At 52.5% G+C, this 18820-nt stretch carries 19 protein-coding genes; 9 read left to right on the top strand and 10 right to left on the bottom strand.

The genetic code is table 11. The annotated features are described in order from the left end of the window. Positions 1 to 345: 345 nt before the first annotated feature. Positions 346 to 1071, top strand: a complete 726-nt coding sequence (locus tag KUO20_RS04225; protein ID WP_235041661.1) for a CDP-alcohol phosphatidyltransferase family protein — start codon at positions 346 to 348, stop codon at positions 1069 to 1071. Between the two features lie 6 nt (positions 1072 to 1077). Here KUO20_RS04225 and KUO20_RS04220 read toward each other — a convergent pair whose 3' ends face one another. Further along, positions 1078 to 1488: a DUF1090 domain-containing protein gene (locus KUO20_RS04220; protein ID WP_235041660.1), complete on the bottom strand. Its 411-nt coding sequence runs from the start codon at positions 1486 to 1488 to the stop codon at positions 1078 to 1080. A gap of 254 nt (positions 1489 to 1742) precedes the next feature. On the opposite strand from KUO20_RS04220, the gene KUO20_RS04215 reads away from it, so the two are divergent. The 4 genes from KUO20_RS04215 (at position 1743) to modC (ending at position 4803) form a co-directional block, all read left to right on the top strand. Next, positions 1743 to 2120, top strand: coding sequence for a winged helix-turn-helix domain-containing protein (locus KUO20_RS04215; RefSeq protein WP_235041659.1), 378 nt, complete (start codon positions 1743 to 1745; stop codon positions 2118 to 2120). Between the two features lie 82 nt (positions 2121 to 2202). Beyond that, positions 2203 to 2988, top strand: coding sequence for a molybdate ABC transporter substrate-binding protein (modA, locus tag KUO20_RS04210; protein ID WP_235041658.1), 786 nt, complete (start codon positions 2203 to 2205; stop codon positions 2986 to 2988). Further along, positions 2988 to 3686: a molybdate ABC transporter permease subunit gene (modB, locus tag KUO20_RS04205; RefSeq protein ID WP_237673390.1), complete on the top strand. Its 699-nt coding sequence runs from the start codon at positions 2988 to 2990 to the stop codon at positions 3684 to 3686. Before modA ends, modB begins: the two co-directional genes overlap by 1 nt. Next, a complete protein-coding gene (gene modC, locus KUO20_RS04200) occupies positions 3676 to 4803 on the top strand; it encodes a molybdenum ABC transporter ATP-binding protein (protein WP_235041656.1) in 1128 nt (375 codons plus the stop codon). The genes modB and modC overlap by 11 nt, the downstream gene beginning before the upstream one ends. A gap of 164 nt (positions 4804 to 4967) precedes the next feature. On the opposite strand, the gene KUO20_RS04195 is transcribed toward modC, so the two are convergent. The 8 genes from KUO20_RS04195 to KUO20_RS04160 all read right to left on the bottom strand — a co-directional run bounded on the left by KUO20_RS04195 (position 4968) and on the right by KUO20_RS04160 (position 12532). Next, positions 4968 to 6257: a TRAP transporter large permease gene (locus KUO20_RS04195; RefSeq protein WP_235041655.1), complete on the bottom strand. Its 1290-nt coding sequence runs from the start codon at positions 6255 to 6257 to the stop codon at positions 4968 to 4970. Continuing rightward, positions 6254 to 6760, bottom strand: a complete 507-nt coding sequence (locus KUO20_RS04190) for a TRAP transporter small permease (protein WP_235041654.1) — start codon at positions 6758 to 6760, stop codon at positions 6254 to 6256. The genes KUO20_RS04195 and KUO20_RS04190 overlap by 4 nt, the downstream gene beginning before the upstream one ends. Positions 6761 to 6839: 79 nt before the next feature. Further along, positions 6840 to 7823, bottom strand: coding sequence for a TRAP transporter substrate-binding protein (locus tag KUO20_RS04185; protein ID WP_235041653.1), 984 nt, complete (start codon positions 7821 to 7823; stop codon positions 6840 to 6842). Positions 7824 to 7870: 47 nt separating this feature from the next. Then, positions 7871 to 8449: a peroxidase-related enzyme gene (locus KUO20_RS04180; RefSeq protein ID WP_235041652.1), complete on the bottom strand. Its 579-nt coding sequence runs from the start codon at positions 8447 to 8449 to the stop codon at positions 7871 to 7873. Next, the gene (locus tag KUO20_RS04175; RefSeq protein ID WP_235041651.1) at positions 8446 to 8940 is read right to left on the bottom strand and encodes a CMD domain-containing protein; all 495 of its coding nucleotides are present in this window, start codon (positions 8938 to 8940) and stop codon (positions 8446 to 8448) included. The genes KUO20_RS04180 and KUO20_RS04175 overlap by 4 nt, the downstream gene beginning before the upstream one ends. A gap of 10 nt (positions 8941 to 8950) precedes the next feature. Next, positions 8951 to 10420, bottom strand: a complete 1470-nt coding sequence (locus tag KUO20_RS04170; RefSeq protein WP_235041650.1) for an NAD(P)-binding domain-containing protein — start codon at positions 10418 to 10420, stop codon at positions 8951 to 8953. Next, positions 10417 to 12135, bottom strand: coding sequence for an aminotransferase class V-fold PLP-dependent enzyme (locus tag KUO20_RS04165; protein ID WP_235041649.1), 1719 nt, complete (start codon positions 12133 to 12135; stop codon positions 10417 to 10419). The genes KUO20_RS04170 and KUO20_RS04165 overlap by 4 nt, the downstream gene beginning before the upstream one ends. Next, entirely contained in the window at positions 12065 to 12532 is a 468-nt protein-coding gene (locus KUO20_RS04160) for an Lrp/AsnC family transcriptional regulator (RefSeq protein WP_235041648.1), read from the bottom strand. Before KUO20_RS04160 ends, KUO20_RS04165 begins: the two co-directional genes overlap by 71 nt. A 602-nt stretch (positions 12533 to 13134) precedes the next feature. Here KUO20_RS04160 and KUO20_RS04155 point away from each other — a divergent pair. The 3 genes from KUO20_RS04155 (at position 13135) to KUO20_RS04145 (ending at position 15984) form a co-directional block, all read left to right on the top strand. Then, complete coding sequence (locus KUO20_RS04155; protein WP_235041647.1) at positions 13135 to 13695, top strand: manganese efflux pump MntP; 561 nt, start codon at positions 13135 to 13137, stop codon at positions 13693 to 13695. A 431-nt stretch (positions 13696 to 14126) separates the two neighbouring features. Beyond that, positions 14127 to 15779, top strand: a complete 1653-nt coding sequence (locus KUO20_RS04150; RefSeq protein ID WP_235041646.1) for a sodium:solute symporter family protein — start codon at positions 14127 to 14129, stop codon at positions 15777 to 15779. Positions 15780 to 15852: 73 nt separating this feature from the next. Then, positions 15853 to 15984, top strand: coding sequence for a putative transporter small subunit (locus tag KUO20_RS04145; protein WP_235041645.1), 132 nt, complete (start codon positions 15853 to 15855; stop codon positions 15982 to 15984). Positions 15985 to 16127: 143 nt separating this feature from the next. On the opposite strand, the gene ilvY is transcribed toward KUO20_RS04145, so the two are convergent. After that, positions 16128 to 17006, bottom strand: a complete 879-nt coding sequence (ilvY, locus tag KUO20_RS04140) for an HTH-type transcriptional activator IlvY (RefSeq protein ID WP_235041644.1) — start codon at positions 17004 to 17006, stop codon at positions 16128 to 16130. A 225-nt stretch (positions 17007 to 17231) separates the two neighbouring features. Between ilvY and ilvC the strand changes: the two genes are divergently transcribed. Then, positions 17232 to 18704: a ketol-acid reductoisomerase gene (gene ilvC / locus KUO20_RS04135; RefSeq protein ID WP_235041643.1), complete on the top strand. Its 1473-nt coding sequence runs from the start codon at positions 17232 to 17234 to the stop codon at positions 18702 to 18704. Positions 18705 to 18820: the final 116 nt, after the last annotated feature.

The raw sequence follows: 18820 nt of genomic DNA, 5'->3' as shown, positions 1-18820 counted from the left end.
GGCCATTCCTTTTCGTTGCGAGCTCAACTAACCCGAGCCCATGCTCATTCCATTGAATGCTACGTTTTATCACTAGACCGCTAATTAACAACGTCTTGCACGATAAATCCGTTAGCGTTGTCATATAGCGGGTGGCCACCTGTAGAATAGTTTTCAATGGCTCACCTAGCTTAGCGTAGCGCTTGGAAAGAAAATATTCGATTAACAATTTTAAACACTTGATACTAGGACTGCCTTTAAGTTGCTCTATGGACAACCCTACCTTCTTCTACAAGAATGGTACATATAAAAATAGTTGCATCACTTACTTTAACTGCGGACAGCGACGCCGCTTCGTGAGCCACCATGCCGCTTTTCTCAAACGCGTCTCCCTGCACTTTGCACAAGTCGCTTTATACCGCCTTTGAACTGCTTTTAGGCAGCCTAGCACTAATTATCATTGGCAATGCCCTGCCGTTACTCATGCTGGCTTCCAGCAACTGGTGGGTGGCCGGTGGTTTCTACGCGTTCATTTCTATACTGATTCTAATTTTCTGGCCCCATGGGGCGCTGGGATGGGCAAATCGCGTCACGCTGATACGCGGGATACTGGTGGCCATAGTCGCTGCTGGCCTGCTCGCGGGTGCCTTTAAGGGCGCTATTTGGCAGTGGCTGCTGATTGCGGTAATAGCGCTGCTGCTTGACGGCGTGGATGGCTGGGTTGCGAGATACACGCGCAGCCACTCAAGCTTTGGCGCGCGCTTTGACATGGAGCTAGATGCCCTGCTGATTATGCTGCTGTGCGTCGGGCTGTGGGAGTTTGAATCGCTGGGCGCCTGGGTGTTGCTCATTGGCGGCATGCGCTATCTGTTTGTGATGGCGGGCTGGCGACTCAAGTGGCTAACCGCCCCCCTGTTTGCCAGCTTTCGTCGCAAAGTAGTATGCGTTTGGCAAGTGGCGGCGCTACTGCTAGCGCTAACGCCGCTCAGCTCACCGCTAATGGCTAATCTACTAGCGCTCAGCGCGCTAGTGTCATTAGTTTATTCATTCGGGGTCGATGTACGGTGGCTCTACGTAAGATCTACACCCTAAGCAGAGCTACTCAGCCAGCCGATGCTGAAGTGTCTTCAAGGCTTCTGTATCAGCTTCCAGTTCACGTGTGGCTTCTTCTAAATCGGCACGACTTTCTTGGATATCGCCTTCATCACCGTCTCTGAGGGCTTCTTCAAGTTCTGCCTGTTGTTCCTGTACATCGCTTTGGCTCTCACGCACGTCCTCTACCGCATCCTCGAACACCGTTTCGTTGGTACAGTCTTTCTCAATGGATGCAAGAGCACGCTGCAAACCTTCAACACGATGCTGGTTATCATGCTCTCGGGCATACTCAAGCTGTTCTCGAACGTCTTCCGCTTTTTCTTCGCACAGGACATCTGCAGCATGCGCCATAGGGATGGATACAGCACCCACGAGCATGACCAAACCCATTGTTTCTACTAAGCGTTTTTTCATCTCTGATTCCTAATCTCCATCGTTACTGCCGATCTTAAAAACTGAACTGAATACTGACGTTCGTGAACATGTCACCACCAGCCGTGCGCATTTCATCTATGACAGCCATTTCTTTAATATATGCGATGAAGAACACATATTGGCCTCGCGATATTTCCGGCTTGATAGGTAGGCCTTATGTACCAGGACGCTGCTAAACTATACAAAAACCATATGAAAGCCATATGAAAACTTCCATGTGCAAGGGGCTTTACATGACACGGACCCACCATTTAAAGCCAACGTATCAATTACGTTTGGTGCTACACCGTGACGTGATTATTGGGCCGGGCAAGGCGGAGCTGCTAGAAATGATTAGCCAGACAGGCTCCATTTCTGCCGCTGGACGCACACTCAAGATGAGCTACAAAAAAGCTTGGCAGCTCATCGACACCATGAACAACCACTTTTCATCCCCTCTCGTGTCAACCAGCTCTGGCGGTAACGAGCGTGGCGGCGCCCATCTTACGGAGCTTGGCAAGCAGGTGCTGACTCACTACCGCGCGTTGGAACGCCAGCTCTCGCTGGAGGGCTCGGCTGATGCCCAGGCGCTGCTGTCGCTATTGGCGCCGGTCAGCCCTGCCCATCCATGAGCGTGCCCATTAACGTATTGAGCTGATGAGCCGTTTTGTGTAATCTCCGCTATATCCAAATGGTAATAACGGAATCAGTACAATGCTTATCCATGCTATGAATCGCCGTTTATTAACCACTGTGCTAGCGCTGGCGCTTCCCACCTCAGCCTTTGCCACAGACCATATTCAGGTCGCCGCTGCCGCCTCGCTCACCGATGCACTCAATGACGCCATTGCCGTCTATGAAGCTCAGCATGACGTTGACGTGACGCCCATTTATGCATCGTCCTCGACGCTTGCTCGACAAATCGCCAATGGTAGCCCAACGGATCTATTCTTATCTGCCAACGTGCAGTGGATGGACTGGCTCGAAGAGCAAGGCGTCAACATCCAACAGCGCAGCGACTTGCTCCAGAATCGTTTAGCGCTGGTCTCAGCAAGCCCTGACCTGCCGGAGCAGTTCGTCCCGGGCGACGAGGCACGCATTGCTTCGCTGCTAGAAGATCGTGACCGTCTTTCCGTCGGCGACCCGGATCACGTGCCGGCCGGCATCTACACCCAGCAGGCGCTGGAATTCCTCGGTGAGTGGGGGGAGCTTGAGCCAAGGCTTGCACGCGGCAACGACGTACGCGCGGCGTTAACGCTGGTAGAACGACAGGAAACACCGCTTGGCATTGTGTATCAAACAGATGCCTTTGCGAGTGACCGCGTGCGGGTACTCGGGTTATTTCCCAACTCAAGCCATGACCCCATCACCTACCCCATTGCACTGATAGGGGCAGAGCAAAACAACGCGGCCGTGGCGCTGCGCGAGTGGTTAGCGAGCGAAGAAGCGCTGACTATTTTTGCTGACTATGGTTTCGACACCGACATTAGCAGCCCGTGATACTGTCGCCGGCCGAATGGGAAGCTATCCGCCTTAGTCTACTCATTGGCCTAGCGGCCGTGGCCTGGATTTTACCGCCGGGCATTGCGGTCGCCTGGTGGTTAGCCCGACACGACTTCAGAGGCAAATCCATCGTCGATGGCCTTATTCATCTGCCGCTGGTGCTGCCGCCTGTGGTAGTCGGCTATTTACTCTTAGTGTCGCTCGGTCGACAAGGGATGGTCGGTCAGTGGTTATACGCCACTCTCGGCGTATCGCTACCCTTCACATGGCAAGGCGCCGCCGTTGCCAGCGGCGTGATGGCATTTCCATTATTGGTACGAGCATTACGCCTATCATTGGAAGCGGTGGACCCCAAACTTGAAGCCGCAGCGCGGACGCTAGGCGCCAATCGCTGGCGAGTGTTTACCACCATTACGCTGCCATTGGCCATTCCAGGCCTGCTGACGGGCACCGTCTTGGCCTTTGCCCGCGCTCTTTCCGAGTTTGGCGCCACCATCACGTTTGCCTCCAATATCCCCAGTGAAACACGTACCTTGCCGCTAGCCCTCTATACGCTGATCCAGACGCCCGGCCAGGAATCAGCGGCAGCGCGGCTGTGTATTATCGCTATTATCATCGCCCTATTCTCATTGATCGCCTCTGAATGGCTGGCCCGACGTACCAAACAACGGCTGCAGGAACGCGATGCCTACTAATCCTACTAACCCGATTAATCCTGGATTGCCTGCGGATACCTCGTCGCTGTCATTGTCTATCGACCAGCGGCTCGGTAGTTTTCACCTTCAAACCGAACTGGTACTCCCCGCCCACGGCGTGACCGGCATTTTTGGCACGTCAGGCAGTGGCAAAACCAGCCTGCTGCGCCTTATTGCGGGTCTTGAATACCCTGATAGCGGGATTATTACGCTGGGTGACCAAGTTCTGCTGGATACCCGGCGCCGTATTAGCGTTGCTGCCCATAAACGCAGAATCGGGGTCGTGTTTCAGGAAGCCCGGCTGTTCCCCCACTACCGAGTACGCGGCAATCTCACTTATGGCATGCCAGCCCATGCAGCAGCCCGATTTGATGAAATCGTCGAGCTCCTGGGTATTAAAGCGTTGCTCGAACGCATGCCCGGCACGCTATCGGGCGGGGAAGCTAGGCGGGTTGCCATTGGCCGAGCGCTGCTCAGCGATCCTCAGCTGCTGCTGATGGATGAACCACTGACCGGGCTAGATGGCGCGCGCAAAGACGAGCTACTTCGCTTTATTGCTCGACTGACCAAGCAGGTAGACATTCCGGTGATTTACGTCAGCCATGATGCGGAGGAGATTTCAGCCATCGCCGATCATTTGGTACTGATGAAGGCGGGCCGAGTCGTGGCAAGCGACCGATTGAATCATTTGCTACAGCGCTTTGATTTGACTCAGGAACTCGGTGGGTTTGACGCTGCATCGATTCTTGAAGGCCGAGTAGCTGAGCACGACGCGGCTTACAATCTGACTCACCTCGCCCTTAATGACACCCATCGATTAGTGATACCGGGCACGTCGGCTCCTATTGGCAGCCCATTGCGCGTGCGTATCCTCGCACGAGATATTGCCTTAGCGCTGACGCCATTACAGTCAACCAGCTACCGCAACCAGCTAAGTGCCACCATTGAAGACATGACCTCGCTATCGACAAGCCCGCACTCGGTTGAGCTACTTTTGAACGTTGGTGATATCCGCCTAAGGGCAAGGCTAACGCGAAAGTCCCGGGATGAAATGGGGCTGCATATAGGCCACCAGATCACAGCGCTCATTCGCAGCGTATCGGTTGCCCACTATTAATCAGGTCAGGATAAAAGCAGTTCGCTGTATCCCAAAAAGGAACATCTTGCGGAATGCTCAGATGGTGCACTCAGCTGCTGCGCACAGCCGCCCTAAAACAGTTGGCCCGACAATCATCGTGTCGGGCCAACGTTAAACGCTGCGTAAGCGATAGAAAAGCATCGTTAAAACGTTTTGGGGAACATCATTTGTGGCAGGTATAGAAACACGCTAGGCAGCATTATCATGGCGATAATCACTAGCATAATAAGCACTATCAGCGGCATGACTGCCACGAAAGCACGCCCCATCGATACCTCACCTATCTGCGTGGCTATCAGCAGGCAAATACCGTATGGCGGCGTGATCAGTCCCAGCGTCAGCGATAAAATCACCACCAGGCCCATATGGATCTGGTTGATATCTGCCGACACGCAAAGCCCTTGAATGATAGGCAGGAAGATGATCACCGCCGTTACCGGGCTAAGCACTGTGCCGATGACGAGCATGAAGAACATCACCATCAGCATGATACCGACTCGGGCCTGGGTAACAGACAAGATAAAGTCGGCAACCTCCTGCGCAATCCCCAGGTACGAGATAAGCCATCCCATGATGCCAGCTGACGCAACGGCAAACATCGGCAGCGAAAAGCCCACCACGGAATCGGCTAAAATCCCCGGCAATTGCTTAATATGAATCGCACGATAAAACACAAAGGCTAAAAGCCCACCGACCAGAACGGCTACCGAAGCTGCTTCTGTCGCGGTAAAGACACCGGCGGTAATACCGCCTAGCACGACCAGCGGTAACATCATGGGTGGTGCGGCCGTCAGGGCGGTGCGGCCCACTTTTGAGAACGAAAACTTGCCCGTTGCCTTGATACCATGACGCTTAGCAACGTAATAGACGTAGCCCATCTGCATCAAGCCCACCAGCACACCAGGCAGTACGCCGCCCATGAACAACGCGCCGACAGACACATTGCCGAAAGCACCGTAAATCACCATCAAAATCGAGGGTGGAATAATACCGCCAAGTACCGAAGACGCCGCCGTTAAGGCAACAGCAAAAGGCGCGGGATATCCGGACTTCTTCATCGCGGGAATAAGTACGGCGCCGACGCTGGCCGTATCAGCAGCGGCGGAGCCCGACAGGCTGGCGAACATCATCGACACCATGACGTTGATGTGGCCAAGACCCCCACGAACATGTCCGACCGTACTGTCAGCAAAGTTCAGCAGGCGATCAGTAATGCCGCCGTCGTTCATCAGCCGGCCTAACAATAGAAAGAACGGCACGGCCAGCAGCGGAAATGAATTAATGCTGGCAAACATCTGGTTGACGACAGAGGTCAACGGTAGCCCTAGTTGGGTGATCGTAATAATAGATGCTAAGCCAATGGCAAACGCAATGGGTACGCTAAGCGCAATAAGAAGCAAGAAGCTGCCAATCAAGACCAACAAAGGGTTCATATTTTGGTTGCCTCGCGCGTGCTATCCACGCTGTTAGCTTTTTTGAGCATCGCAATATCATCCATTATGATTTCAAAGGAAAATAGCAACATCGCTAATCCCGCTACAGGAATCGCGGCAAACATATAGGCCATGGGTGTTCCTAGCGCGACTGAACGGCGACTCCAGCCCATATCAACCAGCACATTGCCGTGGACAATTAAGACATAGATCACCGGCAAACAGGCTACGTTGCCAAACAGACGCAGTGCCCGCTGGGTGATCACAAAGCGTGATGGAAAGACATCAACCACATAGTGACTGCGCCTGCGCACCGCAATAGCGGCCCCCAGGAAGACCGACCACACGAAGAACGCCATGGCCACTTCATCCGTCCAGGAAACCGAAATTTTCAAGTAGTTGCGCGCCACAACCTGATAGAGAACCGTAAGAATAAAGCCCGCAAACAAACTGCTCGCCACAAACGTCAGCGCCTTCTCTATTACATTGTTTATTCGTCGCATGCGTGCGCCCTTTCCTTCGCGGTACCGCTCCCCGTTAACGGGGAGTGGTCAGCTAACCAAGTGACTTATCGATGACGGCTTAAAGATTACGAATCGTTTCAAGCAGTTCGGTCAAGTTACGCTCTTGCGCAAACTGGTCATGAAGAGGAACGATTTGATCAATAAAGGCCTGTTTGTCGACCTCCGTTACCGTTACGCCCAGGTCTGCAAACTGCTGAATGACTTCGGCATCATACTCAACGCCTTTTTCCGTGCCGTACTCACCCGCGTGCTGTGCCGCTTCGAGAATAATGGCCTGATCTTCTTCGGAGAAGCGATTGAAGCGGTTCTCACTAATCGAGATGTGGCTCATCATTATCTGATGCTCGGTTTTGGCATGATACGGGGCAACTTCGTAGAGTCGGCTTGAGAAATAGCCGCTGATAGTGCTTTCAAAGGCGCCGACGACGCCGGTTTGCATACCGGTGTAGATTTCTGTCCAGGGGAGCGACGTTGTCAGCGCACCCGCTGCTTGCCACATTTCTGCATCCAGGCGCGAGCCGGTAACGCGCATTTTGACGCCTTCAAGGTCGGCAGGCTCAACAATCGGCCCCACATTGCTGCTTAAGTTGCGTGTACCACCGCCGGTTAAGCTAAGCAGTTTTAAACCAACACCAGACTCGCTCATGGCATTGTCGAAATACGCATAGACAGGAGAATCAGACGATGTGGCTGCGCGAAAGTCATCCATATCATCAAACAAATAGTTGAGGCTGAAGATCTCAAAGTCAGGAATATAGGGGGAAATATTCATAACCCCGCCAATAATCATGTCGGTCGTACCAATGCGTATTTCGTCGACCATGGTTTGGTCGTTGCCCAGCTGTCCGCCTTGAAAAATTTGTACTTTCACACGACCGTCGGTAGCTTCTTCGACTTCTGTTTTAAAAGCTTCCGCCGCGTCAACCCAGGGGTGGGGAGCGGTGACGACGGTACCCAGGCGCAGCGTTTCTGCCAACGCTGGCGTTGCGGTCAACAGAGCCGCCGCGCTTAATAGGGCAATGCTTGAGAGAGTGCGGGTCATCGTGGAGATTCCTTTGTCGATATATTGTTAGCAAAAGGACCGTATGGCTACTTGCCCGATACCGGCTCGCCGAGTGTGTGCATTAGGCGATTGGCCCATCCAAATAGCGTCGTTGAAAGCGTTAAATCCAAGATTTCTTGATCGTTTAGCCCCACCTCTTTCAGGCTCCCAATATCTTCTGGAGTAACGTTAGGAGGACATTCGGAAAGGCGCATGCCGAATTTCAGAATGGCGCGCGTGCGCGGATCAAGATCGGCCTCTTTCCCCCGCAGAAAGATATCCCCCATGACCCGATCATCGCCGACAATATTGTTGTAACGCTGGGCATGAACAGCAGCACAGTATATGCAGCGATTGACCACAGAAGCAGCCACCGCGCCCAGCTCACGCTCTTCGCGGGCAAGGCCGCCCTTGTCGTACATAATTCCGTTAAACAGCGAGGTGCGAATGCGCAGCGACTCCGGGTCGTGGGCCAACACCAGCACGTAATCGGATATCTTGGTATTAGAGGGCGTCTCCTGCAGCGCTTCGCGCTGGGCGGGCGTCGCCTGCTCATAGTCAATCGGCGTGACATGGGGGCGCCACGTAGGCACACGCGTCGTAAATTTATGAATAACGCGGCTCATTGCGCTTCTCCCATCACACTTAACACAGCGGCAACCCGCAGCTGATAATTAACGAAAGCGACCAGCCCAGCTAAGCGCACGATGTCAGATTCATTGATATCCGCTTTACGCAGGCTTTCAATATCGCTTTCGCTGGCATCTTTGGGTGAACGAGTGACTAAATCCACATAGCTCACCATGGCGGCTAGGCGCGGCTCACTAGCCGGTGGGCAACTGTCCGTCGTTGCTAGATTCAGCGGGTCGGCTTCGCTACCGTAGCTGGACAGTAGTTCGCCGTAGTGGCGCCTTAGCCCCTCTTGCTGGCAAATTTTCGCCATCCGGCAGGCAAACGCTGCCCTTGTTTCGCGCGTCAGCCCACCTGGGTCGCTGGGCAACAGGGCCGCTTCATAAGAGGCCTGCGTCAAGTCCATCAGCTTGCTACGCATCGCTAACGCGTCAGCGAGTGGGCCGGTACTCGGCACATTGGCCGCTGCTTCTATTACGTTTGTCATCTTTATGTCCTTAAAACGGTGACGGCAGCGGCGATGCCTGCCACTCGTCGCCCTGGAGTTCCGGGGTGTCATAGTCCTGAAACTGCTGCCAGTGGCGCTCAACGTCTTGCTGGTAAAAACACGCAGCGATGGCGTTAACCAGCCAGCTGGCTCCCTCACTAATGCCCGGAATATCGCCACTTACCTTGCCAAGACTGACGGACGCACCGTAGTTGAAGCAGTGTATGTGGCGTAACCATGGCGCTGAACCGGGCTCACGCTCTTGAAAGGCGAAGTCGCGCCCGACATACGGGAATTTTCCCAGCTCGTCGTCCTCAAGCTCACGCGGCGGCTGATAGCAGTCGCGCCACAGCAGAATACGGTCGGCGTAACCCGCTAATTCCGTGCGGGCCAAGGGGTCGACTTCAAACCCGGTCCCCATAATCAGAAAGTCGCCGCGAACCTCGCCCTGCTGCGTTTCGAGCACAACTTCATCGCCATCCATTCGTGTTGAACGGACACCGCAGTCAAAATGAAAATAGGCGTTTTCATGACGGCTAACGCGCAAGGTCGAGCCACGCGGTGGCGGCGTTTGGGTAATAAAGGAGTAATGCATAAAGCGCCAACGCCAGTCGTCGCTCAAACCGGCATAGCCTTGAGTGAAGCCAAACGAGCCGATACCCATCATTTTATTGACGGTGGGCATTTGCGGACGGCGAATCAGAAAGCGCACCGATTGCGCGCTGTTCTCAAGCGCTTCGGCGGCATTATCAATGGCCGATGCGCCCACGCCTACGACAATAACCCGCTTGCCTTTTAACGCAGTAAAGTCGATATCATCTGCGGTATGCGCCCAAACCCGCTCAGGCAAGGTGGCCACAAAACCCGGAATTTTGGGTGCACCGGTGCCTTCACGCCCGGTCGCCATGATGAGCTTACGGGTCAGCACCGACCCGCCGCTGGCACCGGTACCGGAAAGCTCAAGGCTCAATAAATCGCCTTCTGGCTTAACATGCTCAACGTTAACGTTATTATCGACCGGCAGTGCCAGCACCTGACGATACCAGCATAAATAGTCCATCCACATGGGGCGGGGAATTTTATCCAATGCTTCCCATGCCTCGTTACCGAACTGAGCTTCATGCCAGGCGCGAAATGTCAGCGACGCGAATCCATAGCTAGGGCCAGGTAGCGTTTTAGGCGAACGTAGCGTTTCCATTCGCGCATAGTTCATCCATGGCCCTTCAAGACCCGCGTCATTGCGATCGAAGATACGAATATTCCGAATACCCGCAGATAATAGTGCAAACGCTGCGACCATACCGCACTGCCCGCCGCCAATGATGACGACATCATAAACATGTCGGCCATCGTGAGCGGCTCGGCTAGGCACCCAGTTTTCACGGGGCAGATTTAAACACGCCAAGTCATAGCGGACGCGTTCATTCAGCGCTTCAAGACCAGCGCCAGCCAGCGAGGGGGAGGAAGAATTTACTGTCATTGCGTCATCTCAATCTGGGACTGCATGGCCTTGTCTGCTTCATGAGGCCACCAAAACCAACGGATAGGTTCATCTGAGCTAGCGGTGCTTGCGGGCAGGTCGGCCTGTTCTGCCAACGCAACTATATCCCGCGCCTTAGCGAAGTAATCCTCGCCTTCTTCGAACGTGGCCTCTGATGCAGAGCTCGCCTGGGTGAAAAGCGCGTCCAGAGAGATTGCCGGCATGCTGGGCTGATTTTCCACCAGGTGTTGGCGAACGGTCCACACACCGGATTTTTCATCGGCGGTGTAGAGCTTCATCAATACCGCTGCGTAACGTGTAATAAACTCGACGGCAGATATTACATAGTTAGCCGACTCATTGCTAAAAAAGAAATGAAATCCGAGTCTTACCCAGCCTGGACGATATAAGCTTCGACCTTTTTGGACTAAGCGTTCGTGCTCTAACGCCGTGTCCGCATCAATTGAAAGCAGCTCATGACCATAAGGGCCTGCACACGAACAACCTCCTCTTGCCTGAATGCCAAACAGGTCATTGAGCATGGCAACGATGAGATTATGGTGGATATCACGCTGCCCGGCGCGAATGTTAAAAGAGAAAATAGACAGCCGCGGCGCATCCACCGGCCCCAAAAGCGTTAAGTTATCAAGCGTTGACCAGCGCGCCATGGCCATCGTTATCATGGCTTTTTCCTGCGCTTCAATGTAATCCACCCCGACCAGCGATTTAACGCGAAAGGCAAGGCCCGCTCGGATGTTGCCCAAGATATCCGGAGTGCCGCCCTCCTCCCGTCGCTGAATATCGCTCACATAGCGGTGCTCGGTCGCGGTGACATAAGACACCGTGCCGCCGCCTGCAACCGAGGGTATGGCGTTACGGCACAGCGCTTTTCTAATCACCAATACGCCTGAACTACCCGGCCCACCTATGAATTTATGCGGCGAGACAAACACCGCGTCCAGGTGATCATTTTTTCCGGTGCCCGCCACATTAATCTCGACGTAAGGGCCGCTGGCGGCATAGTCAAAAAGCGCCAGCCCATCGTAACGATGCACCAGCATGGCGATAGCCGAAACGTCAGTTTTGATGCCGGTTACGTTAGAGGCTGCCGAAAACGCGGCAATTTTTAGCGGCCGGTCAACGTAGCGCTTTAGCTGCGTCTCTAGCTCTTCAAGGCATATAAGGCCATCTGAGCCTAGCGAAATACGTACCAAGTCGGCATCGCATTCTCGCCAGATAAGATCGTTGGAATGATGCTCGTAAGGCCCGATAAAAATCACCGGCCTAACGTCACTCGACGTATCCTCCCGCGGCTGTAGCTCTAAAATCTTACAGCAGCGGTCAATCGCTGCCGTTGCCCCGGCACCTGCAAACAGCACCGCATAGTCGTCATTAGCCCCAACAGCGTGGGCCACCACTTGGCGGGCTGACTCGCGATAGCGAGTGGTCACTTTGCCGGTATAAGAAGTTTCGGTGTGCGTATTGGCATAAAACGGTAGCAGCTGCTGGTAAACGGCGTTTTCAACAAAACCTAACGCACGCCCTGAAGCCGTGTAATCAGCATAAAGCAGCGGGCGCATGCCAAACGCGGTAGGAATAGACGTGCCTTCGCCTATCACGTCATCGCGAAGAAATGCTACCCACTCAGGAGAATTGTCCGAGAGGCAACTCGGTGGTTTTTTTGACTTGTTCCATTGAAAAACATGATGTGACATTGCTTAACTCTACTGTCGAAATTAGCCTTTTATAAAAGGCATCGAAAGACTGATTGTCGCGCGTAATGACCTTAAGCAAATAATCATACTCACCGGCCAAACGATTAACTTCCATAATTTCAGGAAAAGACTGAACAGCTTCCTGAAATGTATCTAGCCAGGCTTGGTTATGTTTATCTGTTTTAATCATGACAAACACAACAAGACGAAGATTTAGTTTCTCAGGGTTGAGAACGGCAATTCTTTTTTCTATAAATCCGTCTTTTTCTAAACGCTGAATTCTTCGCCAGCACGGCGTTATCGACAACCCAATCCCTTCTGCTAGCTGCGCAATAGAAAGACTATCATCATGCTGAAGCTGTTCAAGAATTTTTAAGTCAAAGCGATCAATAAGCAATTTATTTTCCTTCAGGCCAAATTATTAGAATAATTTTTTATATATTCAAAATATTGCTCCGTCAAGGGAAATAAATTTCTTCGCTCAAGCCGTCGATAAAAAGGAAAACGATGGCATTAAACAGAGCCTGACGGGACAACCAATCTATTCATAAACTCTATAAACACATTGCAGGGAGCGTATTTTTAAACCTCTCGAAGCGTCGATATAAGCGCCAAAAAAAATGGTAAAAAAATGTCCAAAAAGAGAACAACTTCAGCGTAAAAAAAGGGCCATAAACTAAAAATAACGGCCTATCGAATAGACAAATCCATCACTAAAATTTAAAAAAAACCAACATAATCAGCCAGCACACACATTGTTAGCAAAGGCTATGTTAGTTCACCATTACGAACTTTATTTTTTAATCATTACAGTTTTTTAATCATTAAAGCGTGCTAGGATTCACCGCTATTGAATACCCGACTTTTGTACTCAGGTATGGCCCTATCGCCATTCTCGTCAGTAGACACATACGCAGTACGCAGTAGTTGTTTCAGCTAGCGCTTTTATTGCTTGAGTTTCTATTGCTAAAGCGCCTACTCAAAAAGAGTTGTTAAGTCATGACACCAATCACCCTGCTCTTCCTGGCCGTCTCAATGTCAGCGGATGCCTTCGCTGCCTCCATCAGCAAAGGCACAGCGCTTAAGAAACCAACCTTTCGCCATGCGATCGGTATTGGCCTGGTCTTTGGCATTATTGAAGCCATCACGCCGGTGCTCGGCTGGGCGGCGGGCAAGGCATCGCAGCAGTATGTGCAGGCCTGGGATCACTGGGTGGCGTTCACCCTGCTTTCGGTGATTGGTCTACATATGATTGTCGCCGGGCTCAAAAAAGACGGCAAAGTAGAGCATCGCAAACAAACGCTCTGGCTATTAATCATCACCGCCACCGCGACCAGCATTGATGCGATGGCGGTCGGCGCAAGCCTTGCCTTTATCGATGCCAATATTATCGCCACTAGTTTTGCCATTGGCCTTGCCACAACGGTCATGGCGTCAATGGGTACGCTACTGGGCCACAGGCTCGGCAAGTTTGTAGGCCACTGGGCAGAGTTAATCGGCGGCGTTGTATTAGTTGGCATTGGGCTGGCGGTATTGGCTCAGCATACTGCTATTTTTTAAATCACTTCAGCACGCCAAGGCCGCCCATTGCACGTCACTTAAAAGCCGGCCACCGCCAGCGATAGCCGGTCTAACCAGCCTTTCGATACATACCTGCGCGCAAGTTCCTCCCATCACTCAAGCCCCTTGAACACTGGCCCCGCTAGGGTGCCAACCTGTACTGTTCGGGCTTAAAAGAGTAGAATGCGCCACCGGCTCGATCCCTAAAGTGGCTTATAACAGCTCACTGATGGTATTGATCTGGCTCCCTTACGACGGCGTCTCCAACGCCGGATATTGCTTTACCAGACGGCTAACCGCAGTCTCATCTCGCTACAGACATAACTAGAAAGATGTTCTGTTTTTTGCTTACTTCCTGTGGCGGCCGCTCCGAGAATGGAGTGTGGGTTGCTATATAAGGATGCTAAGGCTGCAAAGCCTATGGGTATTCAATGAACGAAGAAAGTTTCTATCAGTTCTCTACGCTGACCGTGCTCGCCTTATTGGCGGCCTTTTATGGCGGCACTTACCTGCTGACCTTGCTCATCAAAAAGAAAAAGGAAAATACCGACGCCTTTATGGTATCTAACCATCAAATCGGTTTTGGCCTAGGTGCCGCCAGTATGACCGCCACTTGGATATGGGCTGCGTCCTTCTACGGTGCCGCCACCTCGGGCTATACCTACGGCATTTCAGGCCCCTTGCATTATGGGCTATGGGGCGCGCTGATGATTCTGTTCATCTACCCCTTCGGGCGGCGCTTTCGCAAGTTGGCTCCCAATGCGCACACCTTAGGTGAGCTGATTCATGCGCGGCACGGTTCTTCCAGCCAGCTAATTCTCGCTTCTTCAAACATTCTGGGCAGCATCATTAGTCTGATGGTCAACTTCACGGCATCAGGCGCACTGGTTTCGGTGCTCTCGCCGCTGTCGTTCCAAGCGGGCGTTGTGATTGCCGGTGTCGGCGTGCTTTCTTATACGCTGTGGTCGGGCTTTCGCGCGTCGGTGCTCACCGACTTTGCCCAGCTGATGGCGATGATGGCCGTGGCTATCCTAATCATCCCAGCGGTCATGTTTGCGCTCGGTGGCCCGCAAACGCTAGCCGATGGCATGAGCTTACTGACGCCAGAGCAGGCAAACCTGTTCTCGATGGACGCGATTCTCAATCAGGGTGCGCCCTTCTTCGTCGCCGTGCTGGCCTACGCCATTGGCAACCAGACTATTTCCCAGCGGCTATTCGCCGTGCGTGAAGATCATATCAAACCGACCTTTATCACCGCGACGATTGGCTACGGTGCGATTGTTATTGGTTTAGGCATGATTGGTTTGATGGCGCTGATGACCGGCATGGAGCCTATCGATGGCGATATGAACAACCTGATACCGCAAATGGTGTCGATGTATCTGTCACCGGTATTTATTGGGCTGTTCTTTATTCTCGTCATCGGTTCGCTCTCCTCTACCGCCGACTCGGATCTTTCCGCCATGTCAGCCATTGTGATGGCCGATGTGTACGGCAAGAACATCGCCAAAAACAAACCTGATCCCACCAAGATGCTGTTTATTGGCAGGCTGACAATGATCGTTGCCACGCTGATCGGCGTGATTCTGGCCAGCTTCTCGATGGATATTCTGATTCTGCTGGTGTTTGTCGGCGCACTCTGGGGTGCCATTGTGTTCCCGGTTATCGCCAGCTGCTTTTGGAGCCGAGTTACCAATACGGCATTCACCGCAGCGGTCATCGCGGGCCTGGTGATGTTCTGCGTCGCCCGCTTTGAGCTAGTGCCGATGGTCGGCCTCACCGCGGGGCTGTTCGAGTTGCTTGCGGCCATTGGCGGTGGCGTGGTGCTGGGCCTAATGGCCTTTGGCTTCTGCGGCAGACGAGTCGGCTTGGTCGTTGGCGCACTCAGCGCCGTCGTACTGGCCTACTTCTGTGTGGGTTTCCTGCGCGACTACACGGTGCTGCTGGCCTCCTTAATGGCCTACGGCGTCAGTACGCTTGTGTGCATCGGCATCAGCCTGCTGAGTTCTAGCAAGTTCGACTTTACGAAGATCGATCAGAAGGTCATCAACTATGACCCGGCCAAGCCTGCTGTTCAGGCTTAAGGCCTTCGCATCGCGAGAGCCATGTTAATTATGGGGTGTGCACTAGCGCACCCGCTAGACAATAGGAGTGAATATGCAAACCTTAATATTGGCGCTATATGTACTGATCTGGCCGTTAATCACCCTCGCCATTTTCGCGGTTATCGGCATCGCCACCGTTAAAGACATCCGCATTGCACGACGCGACAAACGCGAGCTGGTGTGAAATAACGATTAAAAGACGGTTAGCACCGTTAAAGCGGTAAGGGAACAAGACACGGCAAGGGACTGCCGCGTCTTATAGATTTGTCTCTATTTCAAATTCCTATCTTTGTCAGATTCATATCTATTCCAGGGCTATAGCTAGATCTACATCAAGCTCCAAAATGCATCCACCAGTGGATTTTTTAAGTTCTTCTTTAACGTAAACAAGCCAATATCGTAGGGTTCCAGCTTAGGCGTCACGTCGAGCACCCGGATACGGTCCATCAGCGGGCTGTTATCAAGCACAATTTTTGGCACCACGCCAATCCCAAAGCCCAAGCTCACCATACTCACAATCGCCTCATTACCCGTGACCTGTGCATAAATGCGCGGGGCGATATCCCGTTGGCGAAACCATTCATCTACGCGCGTTCTTGAGACCCCGCTTTCAGATAAAATCATCGGGATGCTCGCCCACTCTTCCGGTGCCGTTGGCGAGTTGGTGGGAACATTCGGAACCTGCTGCTCAAGCGGCGCAATAAACAGCAACGGCGATGTAGCAATGGGCTTAAAGGCCAGCCCACGAGGTAAGTTCGCGGGTCGTGCGGCGATGCTGAGGTCTTCCTTACCATCTAAAACATGCGCAATCGCGTGCTCTGGATCCCCCGTGCGCAGCTTGATTTCAATCGCAGGATAGGCAATTCGAAAGCGGCGCAGCAGCTCATAAAGAAAGCTGTAGCTAGCGGTGACGGAACCGTACAGGCTGACTTCACCGCTTAACTGATCAGAGTTGTCGGTTAACTCATGGCGGATAAGATTCCACTGGCTGCTGGTATCGCGCGCGTAGTTAAGAAACTTCTGGCCTTCCTGGGTCAGCGCTACGGTTCTATTGTCGCGATTAAACAGCGGCACCCCCAGCTCATCTTCTAAATGACGAATATTACGCGACAGCGCAGAAATGCTGATATAGCACTCATCGCTGGCACGCCCGAAATGCAGCGTTTCCGCCAGCGCGAGAAATTGTTTTAAGATTTTAAAATTCATAAGCGGCATCTTATCTTATCGTTGCATAAAACGGGACGTGTTATTGCAAATATATCAATTTAAGAAATAGTCACTTTTGTATAGATTAGCCTTACTCACATGGCGCTGAATTACATATTGAGCGGCCATGCCACGCATTTTGAATACCGAATTCTTAGTATCGGCGTGTCATACACCGATTTTTTTATATCAATATTATGCTCACCAAACATTAGGATGTTAACGATGGCTAACTATTTCAATACCTTACCGCTGCGCGAGCAATTGGCTCAGTTAGCGCAATGCCGCTTCATGCACAGCGCTGAGTTTGCTGATGGCGTCGAAGCGCTAAAAGGCAAAAAAATGGTAGTGATCGGCTGTGGCGCACAGGGCCTTAACCAAGGTTTGAACCTGCGCGACAGCGGCCTAGACGTTTCTTACGCACTGCGCCCTGAAGCCATTGCGCAAAAGCGTCAGTCTTGGAAAAACGCATCTGAAAACGGTTTTGTGGTGGGTACTTACGAAGAGTTGATCCCCACTGCAGACGTTGTTTTAAACCTGACACCCGACAAGCAGCACACGTCGGTTGTGACAGCTGTTATGCCGATGATGAAGAAAGACGCCTGCCTGTCTTACTCTCACGGTTTCAACATCGTAGAAGAAGGCATGAAAGTTCGCGAAGACTTAACCGTCATCATGGTGGCACCGAAGTGCCCAGGCTCTGAAGTTCGCGCTGAATACGTGCGCGGATTCGGTGTTCCTACCCTGATCGCCGTTCACGAAGCCAACGACCCTAAAGGTGAAGGCCTAGCGCTGGCAAAAGCCTACGCGGTAGGTACTGGCGGCCACAAAGCGGGCGTGTTGATGTCGTCTTTCATCGCGGAAGTTAAATCCGACCTGATGGGCGAGCAAACGATCCTTTGCGGCATGCTGCAAACGGGCTCTCTGCTTTGCTTCGACAAAATGATCGAAGAAGGTATCGATGCAGGCTACGCGTCTCGCTTGATCCAATTCGGCTGGGAAACCGTTACCGAAGCGCTGAAGTACGGCGGCGTAACGAACATGCTAGACCGTCTTTCTAACCCAGCGAAGATCAAAGCGTTTGATCTTTCTGAAGAGTTAAAAGACATCATGCGCCCGCTGTACAACAAGCATCAAGACGACATCATCAGTGGCCACTTCTCTCATACAATGATGGAAGACTGGGGCAATGATGACAAAAATCTGCTCCAGTGGCGCGCCGATACCGCTGAAACGAACTTCGAGAAAACCCCGGCTGGCGATGTAGAAATCTCTGAACAAGAGTTCTTCGACAACGGCATTTTGATGGTCGCCATGGTTAAAGCTGGCGTTGAGCTTGCGTTCGAAACCATGACGGCGGCGGGCATCGTTGCTGAATCGGCTTACTACGAGTCGCTGCACGAAACGCCGCTCATCGCCAACACCATCGCGCGTAAGAAGTTGTATGAAATGAACGCGACGATCTCTGATACCGCAGAATACGGCTGCTACCTCTACAACCACGCCTGCGTACCGCTGTTGGCAGACTTTATGAAAGGCATTAAATCCGACGTGATCGGTAAAGGGCTTTCTGTAGACGACAACGGCGTTGATAACGCACGCTTGATCGAAGTAAATGCCGCCCTTCGTGCGCACCCCGTAGAAGCCGTTGGCTCGGTTCTGCGTGGCTATATGGCTGACATGAAAAAAATCGTTTAATCGCCTGATTAACCGATAGACGCTCAGGTCATCACACTCTAAGCCGTCAAAAAAAGCCGAGATATCATCACGATATGCTCGGCTTTTTTGCCCCTTCTGTGCTCAAACAATCTCTA

The organism is Vreelandella profundi, from assembly GCF_019722725.1.
GTDB lineage: Bacteria > Pseudomonadota > Gammaproteobacteria > Pseudomonadales > Halomonadaceae > Vreelandella > Vreelandella profundi.
This window is presented reverse-complemented; position numbering and strand designations above follow the sequence as displayed.

What these genes read in the sequence shown, in the direction of transcription:
- KUO20_RS04225 (WP_235041661.1), top strand. Translation starts at nt 346, where the DNA reads ATGCCGCTTTTCTCAAACGCGTCTCCCTGCACTTTGCACAAGTCGCTT.
- KUO20_RS04220 (WP_235041660.1), bottom strand. Translation starts at nt 1,488, where the DNA reads ATGAAAAAACGCTTAGTAGAAACAATGGGTTTGGTCATGCTCGTGGGT.
- KUO20_RS04215 (WP_235041659.1), top strand. Translation starts at nt 1,743, where the DNA reads ATGACACGGACCCACCATTTAAAGCCAACGTATCAATTACGTTTGGTG.
- modA (WP_235041658.1), top strand. Translation starts at nt 2,203, where the DNA reads ATGCTTATCCATGCTATGAATCGCCGTTTATTAACCACTGTGCTAGCG.
- modC (WP_235041656.1), top strand. Translation starts at nt 3,676, where the DNA reads ATGCCTACTAATCCTACTAACCCGATTAATCCTGGATTGCCTGCGGAT.
- KUO20_RS04195 (WP_235041655.1), bottom strand. Translation starts at nt 6,257, where the DNA reads ATGAACCCTTTGTTGGTCTTGATTGGCAGCTTCTTGCTTCTTATTGCG.
- KUO20_RS04190 (WP_235041654.1), bottom strand. Translation starts at nt 6,760, where the DNA reads ATGCGACGAATAAACAATGTAATAGAGAAGGCGCTGACGTTTGTGGCG.
- KUO20_RS04185 (WP_235041653.1), bottom strand. Translation starts at nt 7,823, where the DNA reads ATGACCCGCACTCTCTCAAGCATTGCCCTATTAAGCGCGGCGGCTCTG.
- KUO20_RS04180 (WP_235041652.1), bottom strand. Translation starts at nt 8,449, where the DNA reads ATGAGCCGCGTTATTCATAAATTTACGACGCGTGTGCCTACGTGGCGC.
- KUO20_RS04175 (WP_235041651.1), bottom strand. Translation starts at nt 8,940, where the DNA reads ATGACAAACGTAATAGAAGCAGCGGCCAATGTGCCGAGTACCGGCCCA.
- KUO20_RS04170 (WP_235041650.1), bottom strand. Translation starts at nt 10,420, where the DNA reads ATGACAGTAAATTCTTCCTCCCCCTCGCTGGCTGGCGCTGGTCTTGAA.
- KUO20_RS04165 (WP_235041649.1), bottom strand. Translation starts at nt 12,135, where the DNA reads ATGTCACATCATGTTTTTCAATGGAACAAGTCAAAAAAACCACCGAGT.
- KUO20_RS04155 (WP_235041647.1), top strand. Translation starts at nt 13,135, where the DNA reads ATGACACCAATCACCCTGCTCTTCCTGGCCGTCTCAATGTCAGCGGAT.
- KUO20_RS04150 (WP_235041646.1), top strand. Translation starts at nt 14,127, where the DNA reads ATGAACGAAGAAAGTTTCTATCAGTTCTCTACGCTGACCGTGCTCGCC.
- KUO20_RS04145 (WP_235041645.1), top strand. Translation starts at nt 15,853, where the DNA reads ATGCAAACCTTAATATTGGCGCTATATGTACTGATCTGGCCGTTAATC.
- ilvY (WP_235041644.1), bottom strand. Translation starts at nt 17,006, where the DNA reads ATGAATTTTAAAATCTTAAAACAATTTCTCGCGCTGGCGGAAACGCTG.
- ilvC (WP_235041643.1), top strand. Translation starts at nt 17,232, where the DNA reads ATGGCTAACTATTTCAATACCTTACCGCTGCGCGAGCAATTGGCTCAG.